4 protein-coding genes are annotated in these 3,515 nt (G+C 66.6%); all 4 read right to left on the reverse strand.

Translation table 11 applies throughout. The features are described 5' to 3' along the window. Window positions 1-196: 196 nt before the first annotated feature. Genes HA630_RS04360 through ligA form a run of 4 tightly spaced genes read right to left on the reverse strand, consistent with a single transcriptional unit; the run spans window position 197 to window position 3,515 of the window. A complete protein-coding gene (locus tag HA630_RS04360; RefSeq protein ID WP_166832657.1) occupies window positions 197-1,195 on the reverse strand; it encodes an aldo/keto reductase in 999 nt (332 codons plus the stop codon). A gap of 11 nt (window positions 1,196-1,206) precedes the next feature. After that, window positions 1,207-2,157: a Gfo/Idh/MocA family oxidoreductase gene (locus tag HA630_RS04365; RefSeq protein ID WP_166832659.1), complete on the reverse strand. Its 951-nt coding sequence runs from the start codon at window positions 2,155-2,157 to the stop codon at window positions 1,207-1,209. 30 nt (window positions 2,158-2,187) lie between these two features. Next, entirely contained in the window at window positions 2,188-3,072 is an 885-nt protein-coding gene (locus HA630_RS04370) for a class III extradiol dioxygenase subunit beta (RefSeq protein ID WP_166832661.1), read from the reverse strand. A gap of 5 nt (window positions 3,073-3,077) precedes the next feature. Then, window positions 3,078-3,515 carry a protocatechuate 4,5-dioxygenase subunit alpha gene (ligA, locus tag HA630_RS04375; protein WP_166832663.1) on the reverse strand — a complete coding sequence of 146 codons (438 nt, stop codon included), beginning with the start codon at window positions 3,513-3,515 and terminating at the stop codon, window positions 3,078-3,080.

The following is a 3,515-nucleotide window of genomic DNA, read 5'->3' on the forward strand; positions in this document are numbered from 1 at the left end:
CAGCTTTGCCCCGGGCCCTGGGCTTTCTCTTGGGCCCAACTGGCCGGTGCGGCCAGGGCGCAGGCCAGCGTCAGCAATGCAAACAACGGTTTCATGGCGTCCCCTTGGGTGCGGTGGAAGAATGGTGCGGCCGCCACAAAAATGGCAGACACGCCCCGCCCAATATAGCCCAAAGGCGTGACGCCGACCAGGCGCTTCAGGCGGTTTCGGTGTCCACCTCGCGGTTGCCCTGGGCGTTGTAGCGGCTGCCCTGCACCAGCCGGTCGTGCATCAGGCCCTCCAGCCGCTGCATCACGGCGTCGCTCAGGTGCACGTCCACGGCGCCCAGGTTGTCGTGCAGGTGCGCCACCTGGGTGGTGCCGGGTATGGGCAGGATGTGCGGGGCCCGGTGCAGCAACCAGGCCAGCGCCAGTTGGGCCGGCGTGCAGCCCACCTCGTCGGCCAGGGCGCGGTAGGCCGGCCACAGCGCCTGGTTGTGGGCGTGGGCGTCGGGCGCAAAGCGCGGCATGGCGCGGCGGATGTCCTGGGCGTCGAAGGCGGTCACGTCCAGCGGACCGGAGAGAAAGCCCCGGCCCAGCGGGCTGAAGGCGACAAAGGCCACGCCCAGTTCGCGGCAGGCGTCCAGCACCGCGATTTCGGGGTTACGCGTCCACAGTGAATACTCGGTCTGCAGCGCGGCAATGGGGTGCACCGCGTGGGCGCGGCGCAGCGTCGGGGCCGACACCTCGCTGAGCCCGATGGCGCGGATTTTGCCCTCGCGCACCAGGTCTGCCAGGGCTCCCACGCTGTCTTCGATGGGCACCTGCTTGTCCCAGCGGTGCAGGTAGTACAGGTCGATGACGTCGGTGCGCAGGCGTTGCAGCGCGGCCTCGCAGGTGGCTTTCAGCGTGGCGGGCCGGCCGTCGATGACGCGGACCTTCACGCCCTGTGCGTTGGGCACGCCGGTCATACCGCACTTGCTGGCCAAGGTCAAGCGCGAGCGGTGCGGCGACAGGTACTTGCCCACCAGCGTTTCGCTGGCGCCAAAGCCGTAGAGCGCAGCGGTGTCGAAGTGGGTCACACCAGCGTCCAGCGCGGCGCGCAGCAGGCGCTCGGCCTGCGGCTCCGACACCGGCTGGCCGTAGGCGTGGCAGAGGTTCATGCAGCCCAGGCCAATGGGGCCGACGCTGAAGGGTCCGAGCTGGCGTGGTGGCATGGCGGGTGGGCTCAGGCGTTGAGCTGCTGTTCCAGTTGGTGCAGCACCTCGTAACACGGCAGCACGCTGGCCACGCTGGCGTTGGGCTCGCGGCCTTCGCGGATGGCGGCAAAGAACTCGCGGTCCTGCAGCTCGATGCCGTTCATGGACACGTCCACGTTGGACACGTCGATCTTCTCTTCCTTGCCGGTGTACAGGTCGTCGTAGCGGGCCAGGTAGGTGCCGGTGTCGCCGATGTAGCGGAAGTAGGTGCCCAGCGGGCCGTCGTTGTTGAACGACAGGCTCAGCGTGCAGATGGCGCCGTTGGCGGCCTGGAGCTGGATGCTCATGTCCATGGCGATGCCCAGCACCGGGTGGATCGGGCCCTGGAGGGCGTTGGCCTTGACGATGGGACTGCCGGCCTGGTAAGCGAACAGGTCCACGGTGTGGGCGGCGTGGTGCCACAGCAGGTGGTCGGTCCAGCTGCGGGCTTGGCCGAGCGCGTTGGTGTTGGTGCGGCGGAAGAAATAGGTCTGCACATCCATCTGCTGGATGTGGAATTCGCCGGCGGCGATCTTCTTGTGCACCCACTGGTGGCTGGGGTTGAAGCGGCGGGTGTGGCCGACCATGGCCACCTTGCCGGTTTCCTGCTGCAGGCGCGCCACTTCCTGGCCGGCCTTGAGTTCGTCGCACAAGGGGATTTCCACCTGCACGTGCTTGCCGGCTTCCAGGCAGGCGATGGACTGGCTGGCGTGCATCTGCGTGGGGGTGCACAGGATCACCGCGTCCACTTCACGGATCTTGAGCGTTTCGGCCAGGTCGGTGGTGACGTGGGGAATGCCGTACTTGGCGGCGACTTCCTGGGTCTGGTCCAGGCGGCGGCCGATCAGGGACACGACCTCGACGTCGGGGATGTTCTGGATGCCGTCCAGGTGCTTGATGCCGAAGGCGCCGGCGCCGGCGAGTGCAACTTTGATGGTCATGGCAAGGGTGCTCGGGTTGAAGGGGCGGGCTCAGGCCGCCGAATTTTCCAGGATCACGTGGCCCACCGCCGTGTTGGAGGCGGGCACATGGTAGAAGCGGTGCTTGACGGTGGGCAGCGGGCCGGTGACCTGGCCGTCGTTCACATCGGCCATGGCGCCGCGCGCGATCAGCCACATCACCAGTTCAATGCCTTCGCTGCCGGCCTCGCGCACGTAGTCGATGTGCGGCGTGTGGGCGCAGGCCACCGGGTCGTTGATGAGCTGGTCCAGCCAGGCGTTGTCCCATTCGCGGTTGATGAGGCCGGCGCGCGCGCCTTGCAGCTGGTGGCTCATGCCGCCCGTGCCCCAGATGTGCACGTTCAGGTCTTCGTCGAAACTTTCGACCGCCTTGCGGATGGCCTGGCCCAGCGCGAAGCAGCGCTTGCCGGACGGCACCGGGTACTGCACCACGTTGACGGCGAACGGAATCACCGGGCAGGGCCAGGCGTCGGTCTTCGGGTCCAACTCGCCGCACATCAGGCTCAGCGGCACGGTCAGGCCGTGGTCCACGTCCATCTTGTTGACGATGGTGAGATCGAAATCCTGCTGGATGACCGACTGCGCGATGTGCGAAGCCAGTTCCGGGTGGCCCACCACCTTCGGCACCGGACGCGGACCCCAGCCTTCGTCGGCGGGCGTGAACTCGGCCGCCGTGCCGATGGCGAAGGTGGGAATCATCTCCAGGCTGAAGGCCGTGGCGTGGTCGTTGTAGACGAGGAAGATGACGTCGGGCTTGTTCTCCTTCATCCACTGCTTGGAGTAGTCGTACCCCGCGAACAGCGGCTTCCAGTAATCCTCCTGGGTCTTGCCCAGGTCCATGGCCGCGCCGATGGCGGGCACGTGCGAGGTGTAAACGGAGGCGGTGATGCGTGCCATGGTGTTTATGCTTTCTTGCCTGCGGCGCCTTGGGGTTGGTTGTGCGCTTGCGCGTCGCCGTCTTCGCCGATGTAGCGGTTGCCTTGCGCCGATCGACCGCCGGCCATCATCATGGCGCGGTATTCGTCTTCGGTCATGCCGGTCATGGAGCCCGCCATCTGCTGGAAGCTCTTGCCGTCGGTGGCGCCGATCTTGGCCAGGAAATAGATGTTGCCGCCGGTGCGCATGCACCAGTTGAGGTCGCGGGCCAGCACGGCCTGTTTCTGCTCTTCGGTCATCGGCCACTCGTCGAGGTAGGCGCGCTCGTCGGCCTTGAAGCGCTCGCGGTTGTCGGCCTTCATCAGGCTCATGCAGAACTGGTTGAGCCAGTAGCCTTTGCGCGATTGCTCGGCATCGAAAATGATGGTGCCGGGCACGTCGGTGTAGGGTTTTTCCAGGGCCAT

It is taken from the genome of Aquabacterium sp. A08 (genome assembly GCF_011742065.1).

What these genes read in the sequence shown, in the direction of transcription:
- HA630_RS04360 (WP_166832657.1), bottom strand. Translation starts at nt 1,195, where the DNA reads ATGCCACCACGCCAGCTCGGACCCTTCAGCGTCGGCCCCATTGGCCTG.
- ligA (WP_166832663.1), bottom strand. Translation starts at nt 3,515, where the DNA reads ATGGCCCTGGAAAAACCCTACACCGACGTGCCCGGCACCATCATTTTC.
- HA630_RS04365 (WP_166832659.1), bottom strand. Translation starts at nt 2,157, where the DNA reads ATGACCATCAAAGTTGCACTCGCCGGCGCCGGCGCCTTCGGCATCAAG.
- HA630_RS04370 (WP_166832661.1), bottom strand. Translation starts at nt 3,072, where the DNA reads ATGGCACGCATCACCGCCTCCGTTTACACCTCGCACGTGCCCGCCATC.